Origin of the sequence: Bacillus sp. FSL M7-0791 (assembly GCF_038627085.1) — a bacterium.
Classification (GTDB): domain Bacteria; phylum Bacillota; class Bacilli; order Bacillales; family Bacillaceae; genus Bacillus; species Bacillus safensis.
Genome location: NZ_CP152022.1, coordinates 2,725,733 through 2,751,973 on the forward strand (window position 1 = coordinate 2,725,733; position 26,241 = coordinate 2,751,973).

Consider the following 26,241-nt stretch of genomic DNA (forward strand, 5'->3'; position numbering starts at 1 on the left):
TCATTGTTACACTGTTTTAGGTGTTAACTCAAAGCAGCGAGCATAAATCCATTTGTACGCTTTTTCGTTTAAATCTCTTGGGTTTCCAACTGTTTGCGGATCTTTCATCGCTTCTTTAGATAAACGATCAATCATATCTTTTGATACACCTTGTTCTTCTAATGAAGGAACTTCTAAATCCTCCACTAAATCATACATCCAGTTCACAGCTGCTTTGGCTGCTTCCTCTGTTGTCATTCTGCTTGTATCAATCCCAAACGCTTGCGCAATTCGAGCGAATTTTTCCGGATACCCTTTCCAGTTATACTCCATCACTGGTCCCATCATCGCTGCAACACACTGACCGTGAGCGACAGGAATAATACCTCCAAGTGTTTGACTCATCGCATGTGCAGCTCCAGCTGATTCACTTCCATAAGAAAGCCCGGCAAGCATCGCAGCTTGTGCCATTCCATATCTGGCTTCTAAGTCCTCGCCATCAGCAAAGGCACGACGAATATAATGAGCTGCATATTCAATTGCCATGAGCGCTACCGCATCTGTAATCGGCTGAGCAAATTTCATCGTATAGCATTCAATCGCGTGAGCAAGCGCGTCAATTCCAGTCATTGCTGTCACATGAGGCGGCATGGACACATGAAGCTCTGGATCAATTACTGTTAGATGAGCTGCAATGAGAGGTCCACCAGTATTAAATTTGAATTCTCTTTCTTCATCAGTAATGACCGCCCACTGCGTTACCTCTGAACCTGTACCAGCTGTTGTCGGAATAGTGGTTAAAGGAGGGATTCTGTTTTCTAGCGGTTTTTTTCCCTCTGCCGCTTCGTAATCAAGGACTGAGCCTTCATGAGTCGCCTCTACTCCGATTGCCTTTGCTGTATCCATTGAACTGCCGCCGCCTACTGCGACTAATCCATTACAGCCTTCTTTTTCATATAAAGCAGATCCTTCGTTCACTAGACGGACTGGCGGATTTGGCTCTACTTTATCAAATAGAACGACATCGATTTGTGCTTCTTTTAATGAAGCAATTACTGGGTCCACCACGCCGGCTTGATAAATACCAGGGTCTGTTACAAGCAATACTTTTGAAACGCCGTATGCTTTTACTTCTTCCCCAACATGTTTCACTGCACCAATGCCGTGTTTGATAACAGTCGGAATTTCAAATGTATGGAATTTCTGCATGCTTTCAATTTTCATATTTAGTGTCATATAGAATCTCCTCCAAATGCGTAATTTTTATTTAAACCAATGAACTGCTTCAGGTTTTGTATTTCGATATAAATGCTTCAGCTCGGTATATTCTTCAAGTCCCGTGCGTCCTAATTCGCGCCCAATGCCTGATTGCTTGTAGCCACCCCAAGGTGCTTGAGCAAAATAAGGATGGAAGTCATTGATCCAAACCGTGCCCAATCTTAATTGTCGAGCCACTCTTTCGGCCTTGCTGATATCAGAAGACCACACAGCTCCTGCTAATCCATAAATCGTATCATTTGCCAGCTTGATGACTTCTTCCTCTGTACGGAAGGTTTCGACTGTCAGGACAGGTCCAAAGACTTCTTCCTGCACAATCCGCATATCTGACGTGCAGCCTGAGAATATGGTCGGCAAGTAGAAGAACCCATTTTGCAGCTCCTCTGCGTCAGGTCTTTTTCCGCCTGTCTCTAACTTAGCGCCTTCTTCTAAACCGATGCTGACGTATTTTTCTACTTTTTCTCGATGCTCAGCTGAGATGAGCGGCCCGCTCTGGGTGTCTTCATCAAAGCCGTTGCCTAGCTTGATTTTTTTCGTACGCTTCACCAGTTCTTCTAAAAATTCATCATGAATAGATTCTTCCACCAGCAAACGTGAACCTGCTGAACACACTTGCCCTGCATGGAAAAATACAGCATTCATTGCCTGGTCAACCGCTACGTCTAAATCAGCATCTTGAAACACAATATTCGGATTCTTTCCGCCAAGCTCAAGGGCTATTTTTTTCACATTCCCGCTGGCTCCCTGCATAATTTTCTTCCCTGTTTCAATACCGCCTGTAAATGAAATCAAATCTACTTGATCATTTACAGCAAGCTCATCACCAACGGTTGCCCCAGGTCCAAGCAATAGGTTTGCAACGCCTGCTGGAACGCCCGCTTCTTCCATGAGTTTAAATATTTTTATTGTGGTGAGTGGTGTGATTTCACTTGGCTTTAGAACGATTGTATTTCCCGCCGCAAGTGCAGGAGCGATTTTCCAGCTTGCTTGAAGCAATGGATAGTTCCAAGGAGTGATTTGTCCGCATACACCGACAGGCTCTCTGACTAATTCACTTTTCGAGTTTGGAATTGGTGATGCAATGATTTCCCCGCCATCTTTATCAGCCAGACCTGCGTAATATTGGAACACGTTCGCAATATCGTCCATATCTGCCTTGCTTTCCTCTAATGTTTTGCCTGTATCAAGCGATTCCAATTTGGCTAGTTCATCAAGATCACGTCTAATCAATTCAGCTATCTTAAACACAATATTTCCTCTTTCAAGTCCAGGCAGGTTTGCCCAGTCCCCTTGATCGAAGGCTTTTCTCGCTGCTTTAATGGCTAGCTGCGCGTCATTTCTAGATCCTTCGCTGACTGTCGCGATCACTTCTTGATTGAACGGATTGATGATATCCCGTGTGTCGCTACTTTTAGCGCCAACCCATTGTCCGTCTATAAATAGCGTTTGACTCATAGAAGGAACCTCCTCTGATTCTCTTTGGTAAGTTTGTTAAATAAAAATTTAACGTTTTGAACATAATTAACTTATCATGTTCAAATTTTTCTGTCAAAGGGAGATATGCTTCATTTATTTTGACATTTTGTATTCTTTCGTTAACATATAGTCCATAAAGATTTTTTTGAACGGATTGAATTTTCTTAATAGAAAGCAGGGACAAAATGAAAAAGCAGGAAAAACCGCAAGCAGAAGATCGTATTTTAGCTGCTAAAGATCTAGTCATTGATTCCATAGCTGAAACGATGGATCTCTACGGCATTACAAGAAGTGCAGGTATTCTATATGGAACGATGTATTTAAATGAGGAAATGACACTGGATGAAATGCGTGAAGAGCTGCAAATGAGTAAGCCGAGTATGAGCACGGGTGTGAAAAAGCTGCAAGACATGAATATTGTCAAAAAGACGTTTCACCGGGGCCGAAGAAAACACAGCTTTGTTGCGGAAAAAGACTTTTTTAAGTTTTTCACGAACTTCTTTCCGCAAAAATGGGAACGTGAGGTCGAGGTCAATTTAGCGGCAATTGAAGAAGCGCAAGAGCGGCTTCAAGAGGTGTCGCGTGATGATCAGCTGGAGGAACATGTAAAAGAAGAAGCGCAGCAGCTCATTGAGCAGCTTGAAAGCTCAAAAGCCTATTATGACTGGCTGAGACGATTAGCCCACTCTGTTCATTCTGGTGAAATTTTTGACTATATTCCGATTGAACAGAAAGAAAAATAGACGATGTGTTTACGTTTTACAGCTTGAATTTCATAGGAGGATTGATTATAATAAATTATGTCGTCATACCTCGGGGCATTAGCTCAGCTGGGAGAGCGCTACGCTGGCAGCGTAGAGGTCAGCGGTTCGATCCCGCTATGCTCCATACGAAAAACCATTCTTGTAAAATCAAGGATGGTTTTTTTATGTACATATCTGTTACAGTTCTGTTTGTTTTTTGTTTTTTCTTCATAACTTTATGATGCGGTATGTGATCACAGAAAGATAAGTTAGGATGAGAATGATTATGTAGGACACAGGGAAACCGCTCGTCATTCCGTGATAAATGAAATAGATGAGCAGCATTGACAGCATGATGATCTGGAACAGTTCTTTTTTCATTTTCTCTCCTCTCATGATAGGGATTTGGCCGATTATATCACAAATGAAGTCAATTTTAGTTAGCTATCAGCAAGGAAGCATTTCCTCACTTGCTGATAGCTTTTTTTATAGATCATCACTTCTTCTGTAGTTGTTCGATTTTGTTCTTCGTCTTCGGTCCGTAAATTCCGTCTGCAGCTAAGCCGTTCATGAGCTGGAACCGCTTGACCGCATTCGCCGTTTTCGGTCCATAATAGCCGTCAATCCCGTTGTTTTTTGCCCCTTTGTCTGGGTAATAATAGAGGGATGATAAGGCTTTTTGCACGGCAGTGACTTGAGGGCCTTTTGTTAAGGGCTTGGTGACTTTTAAAATGCCTGATGGCAGATTTGACGATTTCTGTTTGGAAACGGGTGTTTTGTGGCTCAAACTTTCTGCTTGAACTGGTTTTCTTGTACTTTTGCTGCCGGTATGCGTTGTGGCTATTCCAGCTTTAAACTGATCCCACCGTCCGAGAAGTTTCCTTGGACATTCTTTCCCGCTCCAATGTTTATGAGGCACTACATTTGATAAAGGAATTCCGAAATCTCCCATCAGCTTTCGAATGAGCCATTGGGCATTTTCAACTGCTTGTTCAAAATTGCCGTCTGCATTTTCACAAATTTCAATTCCAATTGATTTCATATTGCCGGTGCCTCTGCCATCCCCTGCGTGCCAGCCGTTTTCGTTTAACGGTAAATGCTGATAAATCACCTGATCATCAACGGTGTAATGCCAGCTCACCCCGGTACTTGAACGTGCAACAAATGCTGCATGACTGGCCGCATTAGCACCTTTTGCACTGTTAGATGTATTATGCACTGTAATATAGAGCGGCTTCATCGTGTTTCCGGGTCTGTTGCGATGTTGTTTTGGAATCAATGCTTGAATGATTTTTACCATGTCGTTTCTCCTTCAAGTATTATTTTGTTAGCCCTCTTTGTTTCAGAGCATCTTTTTGTAATTGGCCTTTGTAGGTCACATAATTGTTTTTAAACCAAGCTATTACCGCTGTGACCATAGTGAAAATCGTAGAACCTGCCACATAAAGTGCCTCACCAACGGTTTGTACTTGCTCCTCACTAATCGGCAGCACCGTCTGTCCAAACATGACAAGCGTTTGATTGATCAGAGCAATAAAAAGAAGCACTGTGCGAATCACAGTGCCTTTGTCGAATGTTTTCATGATATTTACCTCCTATTTTAAATTCCGTTCAATTTTGTCAAGCTTGTCGATCACGACATCATACTTCTCACTAAACTTTGCTAACACATCATTTTGCGCCTCGATTTGCTCATTGAGCTTGTTTTCTCTTTCCTTTGTTGTGTTGAGAACATAGAACAGAATCCAGCAAAAGAGAACGGCAAATGGGCCTTGGGTCATTAAGTTTTGAACAACATCTACTTCCATTGGAATCACCTTCTTTCCGGCAAAAAAATAAAGCCATTAGGCTTCGTATTTGTCTCCTGTTATGTCTTGGTAGTGATCTGTGAGTATCCATATTAACTACACAAAAAAGCTTTAGTAGTTTCATTATATGATGACTACCATAGTGGAATTTCCTCATTAATTTCAATACGTGTTACCTTTGACGGATCGTTTGCAATTAATCCATCAAATTTTAGACTACCATCTTTAGATAAAGACATCCTTGCAGACCCGTATGAACCAACCGTCGCACAAGTGAAAACAGTTAAAGAGGAAGGTACATGCGTTAAACGTGCAATTTCTGTTTCATTAGCCGAAACTATTTCAAATGATCCTCTCAAATATAAAATATTTTGTCTGACAGAATATTTCAATGGGTTGGCTGAATATTGTTTTATATTACTATTGAGATTTACATTATACCAGGCAGCATTTAAATCTGAAGACGTGAGATGTTTTTCCCATTCAGTCCATGTATAGTCAGTCTTCCTAATTCTATAAAAAGAGTTCAGACCATTCACTGCATCATATATAGTTTGTAACAGGGTATTCCCATAACTGATAACAATCATAAATGCCCTTTTGATCTCTTTTGGACCATTAAGGCCCGCATTATAAATGAGATACATTCCTGTTTCTATAATTTCGTTATAGTCGGTGGTCTCACCTATACTTTTATAAAAGGGTTGACCGTTATCCCTTGTTATTTTATGAATCTGACTGTTATTCCACTTATCTTTTTCAGCTGCTGTCGGAAGCTGCGTCCAAGTGATAGATATGTGACTAGAATAATAGTAGAAGTAATATGCATTTCCGAATGTATCTATTGCAAAACCTGTTCCAATATTATTTTGTCCCACTGTCTGTATCCCTCTAATGGCATATTGTGAAGGGCTATCCTCTATTCCACTGGGAGCATAGAATGTACATGTCCCTTTGTCTTTAATTGAGTCATAAATTTTTGTGCCGGCAGGAATATTTATAAGATGTACTCCGTCATCACCTGTAATTTTATACAGCTGCGACTCATTCCATTTCTTTTTTTCTACTTCTGAAGAGTGCTGTCTCGAATCATCGATATGATTAGTTAATTGTTCTGATATACCAGTGTCGTTATGAATCAGTATTTTCAACATATCGTTGAATAGATCAGCATGAGCTTTATCACTCGTTTCAAAAGAACGAGGAGTTTTTATATCCAATGTGTTCTCTCCTTTGTACCATTACGTAAGCTGTTTCAACTAGATTGACGAGGCTTTATAGACTTAAAAGTTTTTTAACGTTTTAAAATCTTTGTTATCTTGTTCTAAATCTGAAACCAAACGTGATAAATTCATTAGGGTTCAGATCATTAGAACAATATTGAACGCAGACTTTTCCATCAGTACCTATATATGTTCTATGAATTTGTGGCGTGTTACCTTTTCCCATGCTTGATGCTACACCAATAAAGTGAGTCGATTGCATTGGTCTGAATCCTTCTTTTAAGGTAAAAACAACAGAGTCAAAACCAACCTTACCACCGGCAATTGATCCAATAATTTCAACAACACCAAATGAATCTATACTATATTGCAAGGTATGGGGGTTACCATCAACAGAATTATATATTTTCCAACCATTTTCGAGTTGCGAAAGGTCTACCTTGTTCCACTTCACCTCTGCATCTGCATCGGACAGTAATCTACGCCAGCCTTGCCAGCCCAAATTTAAATCAAGATAATTTGTAAAGACGTTATTACGATAATCCACAGCAATCACCCATCCAAAAGTTCCCTTGTTATTATTATCAGCAGATGTAAAGTGATAAAAACCGCGTGCAGATAAAGCAGAAGGATTGTCTAGTACTCCAGCTGGTGAATAAAATGTACCGAATGTTTTCCCTGCTTGAATAATTTTATCGAGTAAGCTTTCTGTAGCTGCTACAGATACACGAACGCCACCCGTATCATTTGTAATTTTAATGAGCTGACTGCCATTCCATTTATTTTGATCAGACATGTTTGGCAGAGGCGTCCACGTTATAGAAAGATCACTGGAACCATATAGAAAAGTATAAGCATTTCCCGCTGTATCGATCGCTAAGCCTGTTCCTGCATTCGCTTGGCCAACCGTTTGGATACCTCTTAATGCATTGGTTGTTGGACTATCTTCCGTGCCACGAGGAGCGTAAAATGTACATGTTCCTTTATCCTTAATAGCATCATAGATCTTACTAGCAGCTGGGATGCTGATTAAATGTGTGCCGTTGTCTGCCGTTATTTTATAACTTTGAGAATCATTCCATTTTTGTCTCTCTGCTTCAGTTACATGTTGTTTCGTATCATTTTTATGGCGAGTGAACTGTTCCAACAGTTCAGTGTCATTTTCAAGTAAGACTTTAACCATTTCATTAAACAGGTCCGCATGGGCCTTATCACTAATTTCAAATGTTTTCGGTGTTTTCAAATCCATTTTGGACTCCCTCCATTAATAAATATCATCAATCTCAAAAACAAATTCGATGTCGCCATCTTTTTGTTTGTCTGTCATGGTGCGGATGGCGGTGAATTTACCGTCTTCGTCGACAAGTGCTAGTTCGTTGATCACTTCTCCTGCCAGTTCTCCTTCCGCGATCGTGCAGGTGTAGCGGATTTTTGCTGGTTCCATGAAAGTAAACGAATCAATATTTTTTTGAACTAGTTCTTTTTTGAGTTTTTGTTCAGTGCCGTCTAGTGAGATCGGTTTTCCATCCTGCGTTCCCCCATTTCCAAAGGCCATTTTGACGACTTTTGTAAGTTTTGTTCCTTCGGCTCTTGCCTTTGCCATTTGTTGACGTGCATACAGTGTTGTTACAGTTAATTGATCAGCCATTGTGATCCTCCTTATAAATCTATTTTTTTAGAAGTTGCTGCTAGCATTTTTGATCCGTCCAGCGGAACAGATCCATCGAGAATCCAGTAATGATCCTTGATCAGTAAGCTTCCACCCTGCTCAGTTTGGACATGTACTGGCAGACGGAACGTCATCTTCTTCTTTGTTTGATGCTGGAGCTGATTTTTTGTGCGTAAAGTCAGTGCCTCTTTTTGCTTCGTTTCATGTACCGCTCCATTCATGACATAGTTCATGCGATATGCTGTTTCTGACTGATGTTGAAGCGGCATTCTCATGTTTAATGAGTGCCGAAAACGAGCAGGCACATCCGTTGTCCCTCTTGTTCCGCTGAGATAAAACGTACCATTTAATACAAATTCACCATTGAGTAAAATGGGGATATGATCGAAAAAACCCACTCTGCTGCGCAGTGTGAGCCTCCCGTGATGATCATTTTTTTCTTGTACATCAGTATGATGAAAAGCCGTGAACGTATAAGCCAAGTGTGCGGGTTTTAACGTTTCAAGTATTTCTACAATATATCTCGTGTTTTGCAAATCATCTAGGTTCACACGTAAAGCGAAGTGATAGCGATTGGTTGTGAGACGGATGACAGCACTTGGATTCTTGAGAAAGCGATTGACTGATTTTTCTAATGAAAGGTACGTGATTGGGGGAATATTTGACATCATATTGAGTAAGCGTGCCCTGCGCAGTTCAATTGAATCATCTGATTCCCGCTGCACCTTCAGCATTCTTTCCCATCTATTCAATCCCCATGTCGCTGTTAGAGGAAAGAACTGATCCGTTAAGTCGAAAATAGATTCGTCCAATCCCTCAAATTCCGGTGCCTCTGTCTTGAGCAGGTGATCAACTTCATAAATCTCTGTAAAATATGGCGGCAGGTAGTTTTTCATTTCATCCTGTTTGCTCAATAACCTTCACCTGCCTAAGACGCGGAATCTCAATGTCCTGTAATACTAAGTTTTTCGACTCTCCATTCAATAACACATCTGCATAATCTGACACACTTTCTGAATGGTACAGAATATCATTTAAGGCGGACATTCGAATGGTACTCTTTTCAAATGCGATTGATTTCAACAGTGTCTTGACCTTTTCTTCTATTTCTTTCTGAGCGCCTTCAAGGGTCCAGTCCATTTGAAGTTCGACAGCCACTTCAATGTCGATATCCAGCCATTTGGCGCTTTCAACGGTTGCTTTCGAGCCTATAGGCGCTTGTCCTTCTCCTTCACCTGGCACTGGGTCGATATATTCCTGTACCCTTTTGACAAGAAGGTCTGATGCAACATCTAGATTGCCATCTGTGATGACAATTTTGACTGTCCCTTCTCCGTTCCAAAGCGGGAACACTTTCGCTCTGCCAACACCGGGCACTTCCTCAGCCCATTTTTTATAATGCGCCCTGTTGGCACTGACAGCCTCCCGCCTCGCACGTATTAAATATCGATCATATAAAGAAGCGTCATCTTCCTCCTCTTGACCTGGTATCACCAGTTCTTTCATCTTAATCGATTCAAGTCCTGGAATTGTATCAAGTGACAGCAGCGGCTGATCTGTTAATTGAACATTGCCAGCTTTACCAGGTGTCTCGCATTCTAGCGTACCATCCTTCGAATACTGGAAATAAACGTCTTCAATAAAAAAACGTGAGCCAGCTGGTATGTTGATATTGTTTGGCTGAATGACCGCTGACCAAACCGCTTTAGTGGCTGATTTTCTTTCGATCCCTACTTCAGCAGCCCGCCGATCTAGAAACTCTCCTTGTGCTGTGTCTGCAAAGACCAGCTCAAACACTTGGTCAAGCCAAATATAGGACTGGGCCAGTTCAGCGGCAGCAGGTGCCAAGGCATTCCAAATGACGCTGTTTTCTCTTTTATCTATATCATCTGGCAGTCTATCCAGCATTCTTTCCATTAATGCTTCGTACGTCTGTTCCTCAAACATCGCCCTCCATCACCTCCTCTATTTCTAATGTGCCCTCATCTGTGACAATCGCTAGTTTGACATGAAACGAGTCATTTTGTTTTGTGACCTCTAACTCTTCAATATGATCAATCCGTTCGTCAACGAGCAGTGCTTCCTCTATCAGCCTTGGAATCTCCATTTCTTTGTATTCATCCGTAGCTTCTGTATCCGTCAACAGCTCCTGAATTTCAGTGCCAATGTCGTGGCTGTAGATAGGATGTGCATACCGCTCTGTCCTAAGTGTCATATAAATAAATTGCCGGATTGCCTCAATACCTGAAATGGTTTCGCCTGTCAGTCTGCCAGTTTCAAAATCTATTCGATACGTCGTTGAGGTTTCGACCTCTTCATCTTCTTCTATTTCCTCGATTTCTTCCTCTGGTGAAAGTGCCACGTTCATCACCTCCCTTACAATTTGTCGATGATGTAAAAGGACTGGCCTCCTGCCATTGCAAGCACCATAATACTGTCTCCCCTTTTCAGCTCATCATCCTCACCCTTATTTAAGCGCTTCGGCCAAATCAGTAATTCTTCTGGAATGATCAGCTTATGATTTTCATTTAATCGGATGCTCAGAGGGGAAACTGCCGTGACTTCTCCGATAACAAGATCAATTGGCGATTCTGCGTCTACTGCATTTACTGCTAATCGTTTAATCGCTTCACTTAATCTCACGCTTGATCACCCTTTGGCATGGAATTTTTCTCAACAACATCAATGGTCATGGTGTGTTTCACCCCACTGAATTCATGTTTGTCTTGATCGATCCAGTAAGTTTTTTTTACGTTGATTTCAGGAATTTTCAAATAGATTGGGAGACCGCTTTGCAGCTCAGGAATTCCTAGGGCTTGTATACTTTTGACTTCTTGTTTGATGCCTTTTTTCTCTGCCAGCCGTACTTTGGCTCTTTTTTGCAGCTGCGGCTGGTTGATTTGCCCAGTGACTGTCTCAACATGCTGTAAAATACCGTATTTATTCTGACCGGCTTTATCCTGTTCAATCACCACAATCTCGGATTTACTGCCTTTTTTCTTATTCTTCCCCTGTTCATCAGCTGACGTACGCATCTTGACACGAGTGGCTGTCTCTTCGATCGAGGTGCTGTATTGATAGCTGATGAGATTGACGCCTGATTCAATGACCCAGACGTCCTCTGGATCAGGCCAGGCTCTCAGCCCCATCTTGCCTTTAGCAGAATAGATTTGATAGTTTCTTCCTGTTTGCCGCTTCGTTTCTTTCAATGCTTTCAATATCATGTCATACAAGCTCGTATCATTTTTAAACACTAGTGATTTTATGACATGTCCTGTATTGGCTATGGAGGTCATTGGAATTTGAAAGTCAGCTCCAATCCGCCTTAAGATTTGATCTGCTCTTTGATTTGAAAAAACATAGACATCTTGGTTTTTCACCAAATATTGGAGCATATCGTATGCGGTAAAGGTCATCTTCCCTTCAACAGGTGTACGGGAAAAAACAATGCCTCTAAACAGCTCTTTTCCTTTCCATTTAAAAAGAACCGTGTCCCCTTCCGAGACACGGTAATATGTTTGACTGCCTTGCTTTGTGATAATATTTGCCTGAATTGAGCGAGGGGCTTGATACCTTTGCCCCTGAAGTGTCACACTCTCTGTGACAAGCTCATACATGGTGCCGCTTCTGATGGCAAAAAGCTCGATCAATGCCAGCCCCCCTATTGTGGTATTTTTAACCTTTGTCCAGGGAAAATCCAATGCCCCGGCTGCTTAATATTGCGTCTGCTACGTTTAATCATCGCTAATTTATTGGCGTTCCAAATACGCCGCCATTTTGTACTGTCGCCATAAAACCTGCCAGAAATGGCCCATAGCGTATCCCCTTTTTTGACGGTGTACATTTTTGGTGGTGTTTTTGAAGGCCGCTTCTTTTTCGTTTGTTTTGCTTTTTTCTTTCGTTTGATTTTCCTAGGCGATGCGGTTTTATATTCCTTTAACTCGATCGTAAATTCACGATCTCCAATATCATATGACCCTTCCTTGTGGGTGAAGCTTTCAATGCTGCACGTCATATTGATTTTTGTTCCAGTTACAATCAACCGCACGGATTTCTTTGAACGCATCATTCGTTCAATTTTCGCGATCGCATTCTCTGGTGATGGAATGTTTTTATATTCAGCAATCGGCGAATATTTCTTAGGAAATAATGAGGTGAATGATACTTGTTTCGCCGATGGTACGTCAATAAAGGTCAGTTCTCCAAAAGAGGCGACCTTTACCGTTTCATTTTGTACGTTATTTGTGATTTCGAGTTCGGATGGAAGGACAGGGAATCGCAACTTGTCCTTTCCTTGGGAAATCCACAATTGATACACTGATTTACCCATCAATTACGACCCCCTTCGTTCCTGTATGAATCTCTACTTCTAGTTCATCTACAAGCATTTGTTTAATTTTTTCGACTAGCGATTGCTGATCTTGTCCATTATGGAAATGCTGATCTCCATTGAATTGAATCGTGATTTGTTTTTTACCAGGCGATGTTGTACTGCCAGTAGACTGAGCTGAGATAACTTGCTGCATCTGTGCTTCTGGTAAAGGAGCAGATGCATTTGATGGATCATATACTTGCATCCCAAGTGCTTTAGCTGCCTGCGTCAATAAATACCTTCCGCGAATGCCTCTTTCCTCAGGAATAATCCATTCGTGTTTATTTCCTTCACCGACTCTAGCAACCTGCTCTTGAGTAATCAATCCGCCATTTGCATAGCCTTTATAAGGGCCGCCTCTTCTCATACTTCGTAATCCCGGTGTGTTGAAGACTGTTCCATATCTTCCCTTAATGTAGTTAATGGCTGCTACGGCATTATGAATTGGGTTCCAAATGTCATTCATACCTTTGCCTTTATTGGAATTAAAAGTCGGTCCAATGGTTTGCATTAAGCCTTTAGAAGGTGTTCCCTTTTTGGCGTTGGAATCCCATAAGTTGATCGCTCTCGGGTTTCCATTTGATTCATGCTGCGCGATGGTCATCAAACCAGGTAGCCAGCTCATAGATGTGCCAGTTGCCATGAGAGCTGCCATAAGCCATTGCTGAACACTAAGACCTGAAGCCCCCATCCCGCTGAAGGCACCAATCAATGAACCAGCCTGATTTTCAGCAAATTTTTTCACATCAACTGAGTCAAGCCCTTTGACGACACCGATCGATGCAAATTTCCCAAGACTCATCATGACGCGTGAAGGGGAATGAATGTCTAATTCTTCTCTAAACGCCTGCTCTACTTTCTTCGCCATTTCTTTGGCCGCTTGCGTAACTTCGCTTCCTTTGGAACGCATGCCGCTGTTAAAGGCGTCAATCATTCCTGAACCCCAGCCTGGTGATTCTTGTTTCGCTTGCAGGAATGGTTGTTTAATGTTTTGATCTACGTATTGGCTCGTGCCAATTGATGTAGCATTTTGGCCTGCTGCAAAACCACTAACCGTTCCAGAACCCCAAGTGGGTGATGCTGTCATCACTTGTTGGTAGGGTGCTTTTACACGACTTTGCAAGAAGCTATCTGTTCCTGTTGGTGTCATCTGCTGACCATTTGCAAAGGCAGAAACCGTTTGCTGACCATACTTACCTGAGTCTGATGTCAATTGACTAAAAGGCTGCTGAATATTCTTTTGTTTCCATTGATCAAGGGAGATGACTTTACGGTTTAATCCTTGTTCAAAATCGTTATTAAATTGCTCGCCAATGCTAGAGGCTTGAATGCCCCCAGTCATCGAGACCGATCCGTCTATTGAACCGACAGAAGATGATGAAACTACTGCTGGAGGAGCTGGAGAGCTTGACACTCCGCTTGGTACAACAGACATTCCAAGTTGAGAAGCTGCCTGTGCCAGCAGCATTTTTCCGCGTCCTCGGTTATTTTGAGTTGGTATAACAAATTCGTTACCTGCTTCACCGACCCATGATAAGGTTGGCTGGGTGATATAGCCGCCTGTGGCTTTTTTACCAGGTTTAAAATCCTTTTTCCCGTTTTCTCGACCTTTTTCAAATTTCACAATATGCCTACCAACGAATTTTGCGCCTTCACTTTTGATTAAATCCCATGAATCTCCTAAAATATTTTTACCCCAAGATTGAACATTACTCCACTTTCTTGACCACCAGTCTTTATTAAATAGAGTTGAAGAAATAGTTGCTTTTGCAGTTGACCAAATTGTTTTTGATTGTTCCCATTTACTTTTTGACCAACTTTTTACGTTATCCCACTTTTCCCCCCACCAATCTTTGTTAAAGACCGTTTCACGAATTTTCCCTTTAATTGAATTCCATATGTCGACTGCGCCATCCCATTTTTCTCTGGTCCATTTTTTTACATTATCCCACTTCTCTCCCCACCAATCTCCGTTAAAAACAGTCTCACTAAGTTTCCCCTTAATAGAATCCCATATTTCGACTGCACCATCCCATTTTTCTTTGGTCCATTCCTTTACATTATCCCACTTCTCTCCCCACCAATCTCCGTTGAAAACGGTCTCACTAAGTTTCCCCTTAATAGAATCCCATATTTCGACTGCACTATCCCACTTTTCTTGAGTCCAGTCCTTGATAGCATCCCATTTTTCACTCCACCATTCGCCATTAAAGACAGTAGATTCTAAAACTCCTGTAACGTATCCAGCTTGTTCTGCCCACCATTCTGAATTGAACAGTGTATTCGATGCTGTTGTTTTTATATCTTCCCATTTCTCACTTAAGTTTCCTAAAGACGTTTCTGCAGAAGTTTTAACACTCCCCCACTTTTCACTCCACCATTCGCCATTAAATAAAGTGTTTGAAATATTCTCTTTAAGTTTTGAAGTATCAAATATCTCCCCTAATTTTGATCCACCATAAGTGCCAGCCATGCTTCCAGCAACACCACCAATTGCAGCTCCTACAAATGGTATTGGAATTAGAGCCTGACCAATTGCAGCTCCACTAACTCCTCCTGCAAGACCTCCAGAGAAACCACCTACTTTTTCCCCAACGTTTTCTTTGGTTGTTCCTATTAAATCTGTTGCACTTAATAAGTTCCCCAATACAGGCACTCTTTTTAATAACTTACTACTTCCTCTACCTATATTTTTTAATGAATCGCCTAAACTACTTAACCCGCCGCTACCTTTCATCAGTCCAGCAAGTCCCGCAACTGAGGCTACTATGCCTGTAGTTTTCTTCAATCCACTAGGGATTTTTTCAAAAATCTTACCTGCATTTGTTTTCAGTTTTCCTAGTCTACCTGAAGGTCTTCTATTTCTTTCAGCTCTAGAAATGGCGGTAGGATTTGCGGGCTGCCTTTGAGTACGGCCATTTCTATTTCTAGTTCTATTAGAACCACGCCTGCTTAACCCTCGAGCACAACAAGGGCAACAGCTATTACGAAACAAACCTTTTCCTTTTTGTTTATTTGGCTGCGTATTAGGAGTTGGATTTGTTGATGCTTCAGTCGTTTGACTTTGAGCTGAAGAGTTACTGTTGTTCTCGCTTGATGGATTTTTCGGGCCAAGGATCAAATCTAAGCCTTTGTTAAACCATTTATCTAAATACTCCTCAGGATTGATTTTAATCTTCTCACTAATTCGTCCGATTACTTCTTGTTTGTATGCGTCGATTTTCGTTTCAATCCAAGGGAGTGCATTATTATCCCAAAAGTTTCTAGGACTCAATTTTTCCTTCAATTTATCTGAAACGTCACCTGCATATTTTTCAATTTCTTTTAGGGCCTTATTTCCCAAATTACCCAACCAGCTCTGTTTGTTTTCATTCGTTTTTGTAGCAGCTGTTGCATTAGGTTGCTTTTTTACTTTCTTTTCTTTCACAACAGACTCTGCCTGATCTCGTTTTTTCAACTTACTTTTTGCATTGTCTTGAACAGACACTCTGATTTCGTGTTTGGACATCGTCAAGCTTTTGAGTGTCTTTTTGATTCGTTGAATTGCAGCGGTGGCTTGGTCAACCATGTTTAATCTCATATAGTACGTTCTGTTGATGAGCTGAAGGATTGATTTTTTGATCGATGACATTTTCGCTGACAATTGATCGTTTAGTTTAAACGTCAGCATAATGGGACTTGTCCCCATTTGTTTCAAACGATCTATGTTGGATTTAATGACATCCAGCCCCTTCGCTTGAAAGGATATGACCAGATGATTTGGAAACATATTTAACTGATTGTTCAATGCTTTTAGATCCCGATAGATTCCCTGATCCAGTCTCATAGAAAACACTGAAACTTTCCGCAGCGATAAAGTGAGGTTTCTTAATTTCTTTTCATCCATTTCCAGACTTATTTTCACTGGTTTTCTAAATGGTTTGAGCTGCTTCTCAAACGTTTGAAATCGTTTTTGAATGCGTAATAACTTCTTCGACACCCGGTCTTCTAATTCAAATCGTGCTGTAAGTTTCGCCAATTATTTACCTCCTTTCTTTGCTTCTTTTTCTAGCATGTCTAGCTTGTAGCTGATGAGTCCGAAAAGGAATGCTTTGAACGGTCTTGGTGATTCGTATAATTCAAGGAGTTCAGATGGGGAGTAGTGAAGCTCGTGCATTGCGTAATATAAAAACACCGCTTCTTTATCCCCATCTTTTATTAGTTTTTTGCTGCTTCTTCTAAATCTTCAATTTCATCTTCGAATCCGTTGATTTCGATCGCTTTGTTTAACCAGTTCGCATATTCACCGCCGACTGACAGGACCCGTTTTGCTACTTCAACTGGATCTTGTGTGCTGTAGGCTTCTCTTAATTCCTTTGAGCGGAAATCTGGATAAATCGTCGATTCAATCGCAATACGTGCGTAGAAGCGCTGGCTGTCTAAGTCTTTCACGCGTCCTCTGCCTTTGACATTTTTGAAGGTTGTGTTTTCTTTTTCCAATTCATCAATACGTTCAGTTGTAATAGCTTTAAAGACAAAAGGAATGACATTCCCTTTTTTATCAACAAAACGCTTAGAAATCGGTACTTTGACTTCTTCCGCTTCTACTGTTTGTCCTGGCATAAAAAATGAAAGATCAAATGTTTGTTTTTCACTCATGTTTAAAAACTCCCTTTGTTATGTTTTTTTGAATGCAAAAAAGCACATCCATTTTTGAATGTGCTTTCCAATCTTTTCATGTATAATTTAAATTGTACAATTGAACGGCTTGCTCAAGGGCGTCTGGCTCATCCCCGATAGGAAGGGGGTGATGCATATGTCAACATTTGAAGCGATTTCCCTTATGCTTTTATTCGGGATGTTTATCTTTACTTTGTTGACGTATATAGACAAAAAATAGACTCCCCCTTGAGCTGTGGAAGGTTAAAGGGAAGTCTACCTAAAGAACCTATTCGATAAGCCAGCCCCTTGAAGGGCCTCATTGTACATTGCCTGGATGTTAGAGCATCCTGGCTTCTTTTTATTTTATGCAAATTGCTTTGCAAGTAAACATATTTTAATGAATCGAATACAAGACGTTACCAGACGAAATGAAGACGGCATCAAGACGGTTGTATTACAACTGCATTATAGCATATTCAGCTGTTATTTAGCTAATTAATTAGCTAATTTCCTCCACTTTTCTTAGAATGTATTCTTCAGTTTTTCAGGCAGGTCAAAGTCCTCGAATGTGAAAGGAACTTCTTCTTCAAGTGCCTCTGAATCAACATCCAATCCAGCGATTTTAGCAGAATCAAAGTTGACATCAAATAATGTCACACGCTCAGTGCCACGGCCTGATGATTTATCGTCAATTACCGCTTGAAGAGTGAAATATGGATCTTCTCCTTTTTTCACATAATTGAGCATTAATTGAACGAAACGGGACGTAACTTTATAGAATGTTGCCGTTCCTGTTCCATTTGCTCCCGTTGTTTTATGGCCAGTCATTCGGCGGCCCATGACGTTGACTTCTGATTTGTTTTTCTCCACGTTTGCTTCGAAGGTTTTGATAAATGCAAGTTCCTCACCTTCTAAGAAAAGACGACCTTCTTTACCTGAAATTGTATTTTGCGCTTTAAAAGCCATCTTACTTCACCTCCACATTGAAATAGAATTTTTCTGCTGCATCTACTGGCTGAACCGCTAAATCGATGATAAATCCATCACGATCTTCATTGAGACCGATCACGATATCTGTTTCTGAATTAAAGCCTGTAATACCGCTGCCATCTTGAAGCTGTGTGAGATACTGGGTAATCAGTGTTTTCACAAGCTGCACACCATCATCTGATGCTGGAATGTCATTGCCATTGGCTTTACGTAATTTAATCAGATTTTTTAATTCGAATGTTAAATCATTGTTGATCGCATCAAGCACACGAATGATTTTGTTTTTCGCCATTTGCTGGTTCTTTTCAGCTGTGAAGCTTGTCAAGGAGTTAATATCTTTTTCAACACTCACCGTGCGATCTCGCGCATCAAAGGTGAAAAGGAACTCCCCTTGAGATAATCGGTATTCGACTTGATCATTGTCAAGGCGTTCTAATGTATCGACCGCTCCTTCGTATTCAACAAAGGTCAGTGACTGATTGAAATTTGCTCCGGCACTTGCACCTGCGACCCATGCTGTTGTTTGAGCAGGTGTTAGTTCGGTTCCATCTTCGAGTACAACACCGCTTGTCACATTGATGATTCCTTCTTGGTCCGCTGCATAATTCGCCACAACTCCTTGCACCTTACGTCCTTGCTTATCACGTAAACGTTCGATAAATGAAGCGAAGGTTGCTTTTAATTGCTCACTATTATCGACTGGAAGGGCAATGACATCAAAGTATTCTGTTTCTGCTGCTTCTAGGAAAGCTGTATAATCTGCGACACTTGCCACGCCATTTTTCCCGCCGCTTAGTGCCACACCAGCTGTGATGACAGCTTCACCTTCACCAGAAAATTGAACGTATTTGTTTTTCACAAGATCTTTCACATCAGTGACAACCTGTTTATCCACAATGTCTGTTCCAAGATAAGTGATCACATCGCGTTTTTTGCTATCAAGTACATTTTCGGCGACTTGTACTGTGATCTCATTTCCTTTTTGGCCGCCATAATTTGCTGTGACGACAAAATTTTCAGCAATTTCGGCTTTGGCCGGCTCTCCTTCATTGAGACGGTAAAGCAAGACCGTTTGCGCTTTTTTCTTTGCTTCACGGAAAAGAAGAAGTGTCTTATCATCAATGTTAAGTCCAACCTTTTTATTTAAATCTTCCATATTTGAAACGGAAATAAAGGTTTTTGGTTCTCCCCAGCTCATCACAAGAGGAAGTGCCACCGTACCTCGATCGCCTAAAGTAATTCGCTGCTCTGCTGTTGTTTTAAAATTAAAGTAAATGCCAGGACGCTTTTTCTCTGTACCTGGTGTAAAAGTGCCTCCGTTCATCCTTTAAACCTCCTTGGACAAAAAAGCATCAATGTGCTTTTTCGCTTCTGTTTTTGTAATTGGTTGATGTTTGATATAAAAAAGAGCCCCTTCAAGGATTTCTGGTTTGACCCCAAAAAGATCCTTACTGTGCTCCTTCAAGGCTTCAAATGAAAAGCCAAATTCTTTTTCTTCGCCGGCTGTTTGAGCAGGCTGAGCATTTTTAGTCTTGCTCACGTTTGATCACCCCATCTGAAAAGTTGATGTCTTCAAGGCTTGCCTCTTTGTCGCGGTTATACCAATAGCTGCTATCCCACGTCAGGACAATCGCTGCTACGCCTTGATCTATCATTCTTGTTTCCACTCTTTTTATACGGACATAATCATCAAGCACCTCTCCGTCTTCACTCATCATTTGAATGATTTGACGATCAGCAAGCAATGCATCAACGATTGTTTCTGCCGCATCATGTGCTTTTTCTGTATCAATATGAAAGACTTTCACTTGCAGCGAATAAGATTTCATAAAGGTAGAGACCGTATCTGGACCACTGATCACTGTCACAGGCGGCACATAAACGGATGGCACTTGAAAGCGTTCTGGCAAAAGACGATCATACATTGTCACAGGAAAGTGTGTGTAGATATAATGCATGATTGCCCCGACTTCTTGATTCATTCCATCACCTCCCAAAATGTCGATCGAACCAGCTTTGCACCTTTCGATCCAGCGACTGTTCAAACATTTGCTCATAGAGCATGACAGCATGATCCCAGTAGCCATTTCCATCAATCCATTGAGAGGCAAGCATCATTCCGGTACTTGCATTCGGATCATATTCAAAGCGGCTGCCAGTCCATCTGCCAGGCACCCATCTTCGCTCTCCACTTGAAGAAGTGGCATGTCCGTCATTGACATAGGAGGCATATTCAAGCTGCGTTCCCACTTCAAGTGTGAGACCGCCTTTTGAAATGAGAAAATGATTCTCCTTGCCGCCTTGCTTAAAGGAGCTTAGAAGCCGGCCTGTATCGACAGCATTCTCCTTGATTAATTCATCCTGAATGATGTCTAAAAACTGCAGGCCCATGTCCTCCAGCCAATCTTGATATTCTGTCTTTAAGCCGCCATCACCCGCTGTCTGAAGCTGTGAAATCAGCCGGTCAAGTCCATCAATTTTCATAGATTTTCCTTCCTGACTGCTATCACTTCGATGTGATGATTTTTCACTTTTTTAGGCTGCTGTAATTTGAGTGACACGCCATTCCACACCATTTTGTCATGCAAGCGAATATCACTTCCTAAAGGAAAATGGACAAGATAGGATTGATAAATGACTGTATTCGGCTCTTCTTGCACAAGTGACTGGTTCTTTTCTATGACATAACAAGCAAGATCGGTCAGGCTGGGAGCATCGGGATAGGAAAGTGTTATTTGTAAATCATCAGCTGGAATTCCAAATTTCCCGCGGGCGGAATCCTGCTGTTCAAGGTGAAAAAGATCACAGCGATCTGTTAATAGAGATTGATAGCTCATAATGACCTCACCTTTAACTTGGCACTGCCGCCGGTCAATGTTGGTTCAATGTAATCTACAAGCAGGGCATATACATAGGGTCTGCCTTTGACTTGATCAGCTGCCTTCGCATATGAATAATCGCCCATTTTCTCTGACGTAAAGCCTTTCATCATAGATTCATCATCATTCAGCATGGCAAAATATTGGGCCATTTTTAATAATGCGATTCTTGCTTTTTCAGGGAGGGGCTGATATTTTTCGCTTGAGAAATCGTGACCTACGATCTGAAATACCGCAGCTTCTGCTTCGATAATATCTGCTGTCAGTCTTTCCACAGATCGATTTTTCACACGATCAAAGACAGAATAGGCTTGCAGTTCTTCAGCAGAAATGATCATGGCCTGCCGTCACCTACTCTTTCACTTTCATCACTTTTGCTACAGCATCCTCTTCCTCAAATTTGCTGTCTAGCTTCGCTGTGAGGACAATAATAAATTTACGGCTGCGAATATCTTTTTCTACTTCAATTCGAATATTACGAGAGAAACCTACGATAATATTTTTAGGGTGTGTCAGCAAAATATCTGATACGTCTGTTCCCGCTTCGTCATATGGCTGCATATTGGCAAGACCTTTGACCGGCACACCAAATGCAGAAGAAAGTCCGCCTTGAATGGCCGCATCTCCAAGGCCTGTCTGGCGGTTTGCTACTTGATCCTTCCATTCAACTTCTAAGCTTGGGGATGTGTAGAAACGGAAATCCTGAGGTACACGTAAATATTTTGACGGCATCGCTTTATAGGCTTGCTTAAACATTTGGCGGCTGATTTCCGCTCCGTTTGCATCTACGATATGAGAGACTGCTTGTTTTCTCACGCCATCCATTTGAGCTAAAAATGGATCTGCTGAAGTCGTATCGCCATTGACGATGAGCTCTTCAATGTCAACGGCTGCTCGTTCAGCGAGCATTTGCATAATTGTCTGCTGAATTCCGTCTTTCTCAATATTGTTTTCAATGCTGTCATAGGTCATATGAATCTCTGCGATGACCTCTTTCGCATTTAGCTGGACAGTGCTTGTCGCTGGGACAACACGGTCTTTCGCATCAAGTGCTTTGCCTTCTTCTGCTGGGCGCAAAATACGCTGGCCAAAGCCGATTTTTTCGATTTTTTGTGAATCACTTTCCATTGGAATGATACGTGCATCATTTAAAACGGTTGGTGTATTTTGCATCATTCTAATGAATGTGTTGGATTGGGTTGCGTTCATGAGACCGCCGGTTTTTAAGCTGGCAAGTGTCATTTCGGCCTTGCGAATCAACTCTTGATTTCTCACACTGTTTCCTCCTTATTTAGGCTTATAGTAAGCCATCCCATATGGGCTTTGTACTGTCGTTTTGTGTATCGTGGATTGTTTGTTTTGACATACCGCGCGCTTTTTCAAGCATGTGAATCCGCTCTGAAATAGGCAAAAGCTGCTGCTGAAGCACTTGCTCAAGCGCTGCTTTTTCTCTGCTGGCTGATTTCTCTAAGGAAGAAAGCTGATGACGAATCGGTGCAACGACTTGCTCAAGCACCTTTTGGACAGGTTCTTCCTCTGTTTGATCTGTTTCCTGCTGTTCTGCCTGCTGTAAGACGTGTTCAATGGCCATTTTTGCTTTTTCAAGCTCTTGTACTTGCTCCGTTGTCAGAGCGGCATCTTGTTTTTGTACGGAGGCTGGCCTTTCACCAATCGTTTGAAGCACATCCTCTGTCTTCAAAATGTCCTGCACGATTGGCAGCAATTGCTCAAGCGCTGATCTTACACCCGCCTCATCACCATCATTTGACTGTAAGGCTTCCAGCAGATGGTCTATAACGCTCCAAAATTGTTGTGACATGTTTGCACCTTCCTCTTTCAAAAAGAAATTTTTCAGCAAAGAAAAAAGCCCTCTCTCATTTGTGCTTTGAGATAGGAGCTGATCTTGTTCTTCTATTGCTACGATGTCCGCCGTTCCAGCCATTGAATACCCTGTAATGTGGCCTTTCTGAATTTGATCCCAAATCTCTTGGGAAGCCTTTGTTACAAGTACCCAAGATCCTTTTCGAATCAGCTCACCGCCTACCTCAAAATCAGCGGGGGCAATGTATGATTCAACAACCTCGCCCACACCATGTTGAAAATCATGCTGCTTATCAATGTGGCGGGCATCCTTCATAAAACCATGTGCCGCTCTTTCAATTTCTTTTGCAGACATAAAGTCTTGGTGTGCATCAGGTGTATTCGGTTCATACACGACACCATACACAAGGCGATGAGCATCTTCTGCCTTTGTCAGCACACTAACCTCCTTTTGAAAGTCAGGCTGGCTTTTCTTTGCCTTCATCAAAAAGAATTTCTTTTTGTTTGCGGCTCTGTCCACATAGGAAACGTGCGTAATTTTTGCGTTTTTTAATTCTCTTGGCATATGTTCACCCCCTTTCAAAAAAGCGCATGCGCTTCGGTTTATTTCTTCAGCTGATTCGTCTCTCGTTGAGACTCTTGTTCGGCTGATGCCATGCGGCTTTCTAAAGGTCTGTGATAGAGATCCTCCGGCCATTCCTCTAACGTTTTCCCAAGGATACGTCCTGCTAGATCTCGCAAATCGTTTGGTGACACTGCCCCAGCCTGAATAAACGGTGTCAGAACCTTGGCAATCTCTAATGGATCTCTAAAGTCAGGACCATTTAATAGGAAACGAACATGCCAAATATCAAGATCCGGCAGGAAAAGTGTATTGAGCTTTCCTGTGATGAGATGCCGTTCAGGCTGAAATACCTGTTCTTCTGTTGTTTTCCGCGCCGTATCGGCTGTCGCTTTGTTATAGTCTTGAGACTCACCTGTGTAAATAGGCGGCAGGCGAAAAGCAGAGCGGATTTTGTTTCTTGTTTTTTCATCGTATTCTAAAAAGAGTGCATCTTCTTGCAAGATCTCTGCTAGGGATTTAAAATTCACTTTGACATTTGAGACATCTTCTTCTCCAGTTAACCCTTTTTCCGTCGGGAGACCTTCGACTTCAAGCAATAGAAATTTATGTGCATGATCAGAGCCTTCAATATCGTCCATATAATCCTGAAGCTGCTGATAGGAAGACTCAGACAGCATTCCATTTTCGACAATGATGGCACCAGGTACATGCCGCCCTTGTTTAAAATAAAGATAGTTCAATTCTTCTGCCTTGCGTGCCCCATACATATTGACGATGTTGCCAATCCAGCGGGGAATTCCATACGTTCCACTGCCGATTTTAAAATGAATCACTTCTGTTGCGCGCAGCGGCTCTGGGGTGGTGTCATCGTATTTGCCTGTTTCACAATGTAAAATGCGCGGATCACCATACTCCTTGAAGAAGACTTTCTTTTCATTGATCACCTGCACATATTTACGGAATCGTTTCTTTCGATTCATTGTTTTCAATTCGCCGTTTTCTGTATACCGGAATTCAACGTCAACTGGCTCACTAAGCTTGCAAATACGGATATGGAGCGCATCTAAATACTCGATTCCTGCCGGCTTTCCCTGACCATCTCGGAGAACCTCTAAAAAACCATTCCCCGTTTTCTCCCGGTCTTCGATGACATAGCCAAGCACCACATCAGCAGACTCATCATAGTTCATGTATTTCGTAAACTCTTCAAGCCTTGTCCATTCCTTCTCTGCTGCTTTCTTTTTTGCCGGTTTCACACCTTCTGCATTAAAGTCAAAGGCATATTCTACACCAAAACCAAAGCCTAAAATATTGGTCTTATACGCATCAATACATTGCTGAAGAATGGTTGAATATTCTGCCATGCTTTTTAATTCATTGATATTGTAAGGCGGGGGAACAATGTCATCCTTTTCGTAGGAAAATTCATCTGCATACATTTGTTTTGTATGATCAGACATGTTTGCCTTCATAATGGTTGCTTTCAATTGTTTCATTGTATGGACCTCCTCTCTCTGTTTGGACGGACACGCTCTGAGGCGGTCTGCTTCAAATCTGTCACTTCATAATCATCCAGCGCATACCAGATGGCTGATAAAGTGTGCGGATCGATTTGAAATTCATCTTCCTCTAGACGTCCATCCTTATCTGCCTTATAGGTTAGTGATTGAAGTTCATAGATGGTATATGGACAAGCATCAGAACAAATAATTTTCTTAAACCGTTTGATTTTTTTTGTATACTGCAAACGTGAGCCTTGGAACTTATGTGCTGCTACCATTTGAAAGCCGCGCTGCCGAAAATAGTGAATGGTTTTAGGTTCGGCTGCGTCGGCTTTAATCAGTTCCTTTGATTCAATGAACTCTTTCAAGTCAATGGCTGTTTCATCATCTGTTTTCCCGCGGTCGTAATATTCCCAATAAATATATAAGTACTTTTTTTCATGATCGACAGCTAACCGAATGAGCGCATTGTATGATTCAACAAATCCAAAATCCATGCCTGCTCGCTTCAGCGGTCTGTCAATCTGCTGAATGGCTTCTAATACATCAGAATGGCTTCTCACCTCAAATTGAGGAAAAACCTTTGTGCCATTAATGCCGAAATACCCCTTCCTCGCAATGCGATAGAGATCTGGATCATACTCTTTCAGCTCATCCAGCTGCTTCACGTAGCTTTTAGGAAGGAATAGGTTATCTTCCGCCGTGGAGTGATGGTAATACGTATCCTTGATGACAACGGTTCGCTTTTTGTATAATGTTTCGTCATCTAAAACAAATCGCTTCAGCTGTTCATCTCGAAAAAAATGTCTGTACGTCCAATTATCCTGACCAACAGGATTCGTCGATAACATCATATAAAGCGGTAAGGACGGATGCCTCAGCCTTCCAAGCAGCTCTTTAAAGCCTTCATAAGAAACCTCTGAACATTCCTCAATCCAAATGATCGAAATGTTGTTGATCGATTTCAATTTTTCAGGCTTGTCCAGTCCTTTAAATAGGATGCTGCTGCCGTTTCGAAATGTTAGTGCAAGCGGCGAACTTCGGCACTTTACCACGTGGTCGATGCCGAGGTCGCTGACGATCTCTTGTAATAAAGAAAAGGTTGATTCGCGGTGCGTATCATACACCTCCCGAATGACAAGTGCTGTCCGTTTTTCTTCCAGCAGCTTTAAAACGAGCTTTAAAGCAATGTGATAGCTTTTAGAGGAGCCGTAGCCCCCTACTAAAAATTGAAACTTCTGATTCCAATCGAATAGAAAGTGTTCAAAATGAGGATTGACTTCTTTTTCAATCAA

The 26,241-nt window shown here is 41.7% G+C and carries 30 protein-coding genes and 1 tRNA gene; 2 read left to right on the top strand and 29 right to left on the bottom strand.

Annotated features, from left to right (window positions below):
- Positions 1 to 6 precede the first annotated feature (6 nt).
- Together MHI08_RS14070 and betB are read right to left on the bottom strand one after the other, a co-directional pair.
- A complete protein-coding gene (locus MHI08_RS14070; RefSeq protein ID WP_025094230.1) occupies positions 7 to 1,215 on the bottom strand; it encodes an iron-containing alcohol dehydrogenase in 1,209 nt (402 codons plus the stop codon).
- A gap of 27 nt (positions 1,216 to 1,242) precedes the next feature.
- Complete coding sequence (gene betB, locus MHI08_RS14075; protein ID WP_339240173.1) at positions 1,243 to 2,712, bottom strand: betaine-aldehyde dehydrogenase; 1,470 nt, start codon at positions 2,710 to 2,712, stop codon at positions 1,243 to 1,245.
- 206 nt (positions 2,713 to 2,918) lie between these two features.
- Between betB and MHI08_RS14080 the strand changes: the two genes are divergently transcribed.
- A complete protein-coding gene (locus MHI08_RS14080) occupies positions 2,919 to 3,476 on the top strand; it encodes a GbsR/MarR family transcriptional regulator (RefSeq protein ID WP_024425886.1) in 558 nt (185 codons plus the stop codon).
- Positions 3,477 to 3,548: 72 nt separating this feature from the next.
- A tRNA-Ala gene (locus MHI08_RS14085) sits at positions 3,549 to 3,621 on the top strand.
- An 83-nt stretch (positions 3,622 to 3,704) separates the two neighbouring features.
- On the opposite strand, the gene MHI08_RS14090 is transcribed toward MHI08_RS14085, so the two are convergent.
- From MHI08_RS14090 to MHI08_RS14220, 27 genes are all read right to left on the bottom strand, one after another.
- On the bottom strand, positions 3,705 to 3,857 hold the full coding sequence (locus MHI08_RS14090; protein WP_164512158.1) for a hypothetical protein: 153 nt from the start codon (positions 3,855 to 3,857) through the stop codon (positions 3,705 to 3,707).
- Between the two features lie 115 nt (positions 3,858 to 3,972).
- Positions 3,973 to 4,776 (bottom strand): N-acetylmuramoyl-L-alanine amidase, encoded by an 804-nt coding sequence (locus MHI08_RS14095; protein WP_212051103.1) that lies wholly within the window; start codon positions 4,774 to 4,776, stop codon positions 3,973 to 3,975.
- A gap of 19 nt (positions 4,777 to 4,795) precedes the next feature.
- Positions 4,796 to 5,059, bottom strand: a complete 264-nt coding sequence (locus MHI08_RS14100) for a phage holin (protein ID WP_008361671.1) — start codon at positions 5,057 to 5,059, stop codon at positions 4,796 to 4,798.
- Positions 5,060 to 5,071: 12 nt separating this feature from the next.
- On the bottom strand, positions 5,072 to 5,284 hold the full coding sequence (locus tag MHI08_RS14105) for a BhlA/UviB family holin-like peptide (RefSeq protein WP_017367922.1): 213 nt from the start codon (positions 5,282 to 5,284) through the stop codon (positions 5,072 to 5,074).
- A gap of 134 nt (positions 5,285 to 5,418) precedes the next feature.
- Positions 5,419 to 6,504 (bottom strand): pyocin knob domain-containing protein, encoded by a 1,086-nt coding sequence (locus MHI08_RS14110; protein WP_120207580.1) that lies wholly within the window; start codon positions 6,502 to 6,504, stop codon positions 5,419 to 5,421.
- A gap of 94 nt (positions 6,505 to 6,598) precedes the next feature.
- Complete coding sequence (locus MHI08_RS14115; RefSeq protein ID WP_025094226.1) at positions 6,599 to 7,756, bottom strand: hypothetical protein; 1,158 nt, start codon at positions 7,754 to 7,756, stop codon at positions 6,599 to 6,601.
- A 15-nt stretch (positions 7,757 to 7,771) separates the two neighbouring features.
- A complete protein-coding gene (locus MHI08_RS14120; RefSeq protein ID WP_286098699.1) occupies positions 7,772 to 8,155 on the bottom strand; it encodes a phage tail protein in 384 nt (127 codons plus the stop codon).
- A gap of 11 nt (positions 8,156 to 8,166) precedes the next feature.
- Complete coding sequence (locus MHI08_RS14125; protein ID WP_122632086.1) at positions 8,167 to 9,090, bottom strand: YmfQ family protein; 924 nt, start codon at positions 9,088 to 9,090, stop codon at positions 8,167 to 8,169.
- Complete coding sequence (locus MHI08_RS14130) at positions 9,074 to 10,123, bottom strand: baseplate J/gp47 family protein (RefSeq protein ID WP_332284761.1); 1,050 nt, start codon at positions 10,121 to 10,123, stop codon at positions 9,074 to 9,076. Before MHI08_RS14130 ends, MHI08_RS14125 begins: the two co-directional genes overlap by 17 nt.
- On the bottom strand, positions 10,116 to 10,538 hold the full coding sequence (locus MHI08_RS14135; protein ID WP_234107325.1) for a DUF2634 domain-containing protein: 423 nt from the start codon (positions 10,536 to 10,538) through the stop codon (positions 10,116 to 10,118). Before MHI08_RS14135 ends, MHI08_RS14130 begins: the two co-directional genes overlap by 8 nt.
- Before the next feature lie 14 nt (positions 10,539 to 10,552).
- Positions 10,553 to 10,819, bottom strand: a complete 267-nt coding sequence (locus tag MHI08_RS14140; RefSeq protein WP_024423253.1) for a DUF2577 family protein — start codon at positions 10,817 to 10,819, stop codon at positions 10,553 to 10,555.
- Positions 10,816 to 11,826, bottom strand: a complete 1,011-nt coding sequence (locus tag MHI08_RS14145; RefSeq protein WP_286098701.1) for a phage portal protein — start codon at positions 11,824 to 11,826, stop codon at positions 10,816 to 10,818. The genes MHI08_RS14140 and MHI08_RS14145 overlap by 4 nt, the downstream gene beginning before the upstream one ends.
- A gap of 11 nt (positions 11,827 to 11,837) precedes the next feature.
- Complete coding sequence (locus MHI08_RS14150; protein WP_041085438.1) at positions 11,838 to 12,506, bottom strand: LysM peptidoglycan-binding domain-containing protein; 669 nt, start codon at positions 12,504 to 12,506, stop codon at positions 11,838 to 11,840.
- A complete protein-coding gene (locus MHI08_RS14155) occupies positions 12,499 to 16,566 on the bottom strand; it encodes a transglycosylase SLT domain-containing protein (protein WP_342499707.1) in 4,068 nt (1,355 codons plus the stop codon). The genes MHI08_RS14150 and MHI08_RS14155 overlap by 8 nt, the downstream gene beginning before the upstream one ends.
- Complete coding sequence (locus MHI08_RS14160) at positions 16,567 to 16,704, bottom strand: hypothetical protein (RefSeq protein ID WP_095357030.1); 138 nt, start codon at positions 16,702 to 16,704, stop codon at positions 16,567 to 16,569. It lies immediately after the preceding gene.
- 41 nt (positions 16,705 to 16,745) lie between these two features.
- Positions 16,746 to 17,186, bottom strand: a complete 441-nt coding sequence (locus tag MHI08_RS14165) for a phage portal protein (RefSeq protein ID WP_012011040.1) — start codon at positions 17,184 to 17,186, stop codon at positions 16,746 to 16,748.
- 525 nt (positions 17,187 to 17,711) lie between these two features.
- A complete protein-coding gene (locus MHI08_RS14170) occupies positions 17,712 to 18,155 on the bottom strand; it encodes a phage tail tube protein (RefSeq protein ID WP_024423257.1) in 444 nt (147 codons plus the stop codon).
- Position 18,156: 1 nt separating this feature from the next.
- Positions 18,157 to 19,503: a phage tail sheath family protein gene (locus MHI08_RS14175; RefSeq protein ID WP_342492028.1), complete on the bottom strand. Its 1,347-nt coding sequence runs from the start codon at positions 19,501 to 19,503 to the stop codon at positions 18,157 to 18,159.
- 3 nt (positions 19,504 to 19,506) lie between these two features.
- A complete protein-coding gene (locus tag MHI08_RS14180) occupies positions 19,507 to 19,719 on the bottom strand; it encodes a hypothetical protein (RefSeq protein WP_024425900.1) in 213 nt (70 codons plus the stop codon).
- A complete protein-coding gene (locus tag MHI08_RS14185) occupies positions 19,706 to 20,161 on the bottom strand; it encodes a hypothetical protein (protein ID WP_024425901.1) in 456 nt (151 codons plus the stop codon). Before MHI08_RS14185 ends, MHI08_RS14180 begins: the two co-directional genes overlap by 14 nt.
- 4 nt (positions 20,162 to 20,165) lie before the next feature.
- The gene (locus MHI08_RS14190; protein WP_248351151.1) at positions 20,166 to 20,663 is read right to left on the bottom strand and encodes an HK97 gp10 family phage protein; all 498 of its coding nucleotides are present in this window, start codon (positions 20,661 to 20,663) and stop codon (positions 20,166 to 20,168) included.
- Complete coding sequence (locus MHI08_RS14195; RefSeq protein ID WP_248351150.1) at positions 20,660 to 21,016, bottom strand: YqbH/XkdH family protein; 357 nt, start codon at positions 21,014 to 21,016, stop codon at positions 20,660 to 20,662. Before MHI08_RS14195 ends, MHI08_RS14190 begins: the two co-directional genes overlap by 4 nt.
- On the bottom strand, positions 21,013 to 21,396 hold the full coding sequence (locus MHI08_RS14200) for a DUF3199 family protein (protein ID WP_024423261.1): 384 nt from the start codon (positions 21,394 to 21,396) through the stop codon (positions 21,013 to 21,015). The genes MHI08_RS14195 and MHI08_RS14200 overlap by 4 nt, the downstream gene beginning before the upstream one ends.
- A gap of 13 nt (positions 21,397 to 21,409) precedes the next feature.
- Entirely contained in the window at positions 21,410 to 22,333 is a 924-nt protein-coding gene (locus MHI08_RS14205; RefSeq protein WP_024425904.1) for a phage major capsid protein, read from the bottom strand.
- A gap of 22 nt (positions 22,334 to 22,355) precedes the next feature.
- Positions 22,356 to 23,444 carry an XkdF-like putative serine protease domain-containing protein gene (locus MHI08_RS14210; protein ID WP_024423263.1) on the bottom strand — a complete coding sequence of 363 codons (1,089 nt, stop codon included), beginning with the start codon at positions 23,442 to 23,444 and terminating at the stop codon, positions 22,356 to 22,358.
- Positions 23,445 to 23,482: 38 nt separating this feature from the next.
- On the bottom strand, positions 23,483 to 24,940 hold the full coding sequence (locus MHI08_RS14215) for a phage portal protein (protein WP_248351149.1): 1,458 nt from the start codon (positions 24,938 to 24,940) through the stop codon (positions 23,483 to 23,485).
- Complete coding sequence (locus tag MHI08_RS14220) at positions 24,937 to 26,238, bottom strand: PBSX family phage terminase large subunit (RefSeq protein ID WP_192929568.1); 1,302 nt, start codon at positions 26,236 to 26,238, stop codon at positions 24,937 to 24,939. The genes MHI08_RS14215 and MHI08_RS14220 overlap by 4 nt, the downstream gene beginning before the upstream one ends.
- Positions 26,239 to 26,241 lie beyond the last annotated feature (3 nt).